The 787-nt window shown below is 65.7% G+C and carries 1 protein-coding gene; it reads right to left on the minus strand.

Features of this window, described 5'->3' with window-relative positions:
• The coding region (locus EOA29_RS38600; RefSeq protein ID WP_127222523.1) for an AAA family ATPase at positions 1-787 on the minus strand (787 nt) is incomplete at both ends.

A 787-nucleotide genomic window follows, 5' to 3' on the forward strand; every position in this document is an offset into this window, starting at 1 on the left:
GCCGGGAGGCGCGCCGATCAGCCGCGAGACGGTGTGGCGCTCCATGTATTCCGACATATCGAAGCGGATCAGCTCGACGCCGAGCGAGGCCGCGAGCTGCTTGGCCACTTCGGTCTTGCCGACGCCGGTGGGCCCCGAGAACAGGTAGGAGCCGATCGGCTTCTCCGGCTCGCGCAGGCCGGCCCGCGCCAGCTTGATCGCCGACGTCAGCGCGGTGATGGCGGTGTCCTGGCCGTAGACCACGCGCTTGAGCTCGACGTCGAGACCCTGCAGCACCTTCTCGTCGTCGGCCGAAACCGTCTTCGGCGGAATGCGGGCCATGGTGGCGATCGTTGCCTCGATCTCCTTGATGCCGATCGTCTTCTTGCGCTTGGCCTCCGGCACCAGCATCTGCGAGGCGCCGGTCTCGTCGATCACGTCGATCGCCTTGTCCGGCAGCTTGCGGTCGTTGATGTAGCGCGCCGAGAGCTCGACCGAAGCCTTGATCGCCTCGCTCGTGTAGCGGACCTTGTGGAACTCCTCGAAATAGGGCTTCAGGCCCTTCATGATCTCGATGGCGTCCTCGATGGTCGGCTCGTTGACATCGATCTTCTGGAAGCGCCGCACCAGCGCGCGGTCCTTCTCGAAGAACTGGCGGAACTCCTTGTAGGTGGTCGAGCCGATGCAGCGGATCGCGCCGGACGAGAGCGCCGGCTTCAACAGGTTCGACGCATCCATCGCGCCGCCGGAGGTAGCCCCTGCCCCGATCACGGTATGGATCTCGTCGATGAACAGCACCGCGCCCGGG

The organism is Mesorhizobium sp. M1E.F.Ca.ET.063.01.1.1 (genome assembly GCF_003998155.1).
Taxonomy (GTDB): Bacteria; Pseudomonadota; Alphaproteobacteria; order Rhizobiales; family Rhizobiaceae; genus Mesorhizobium.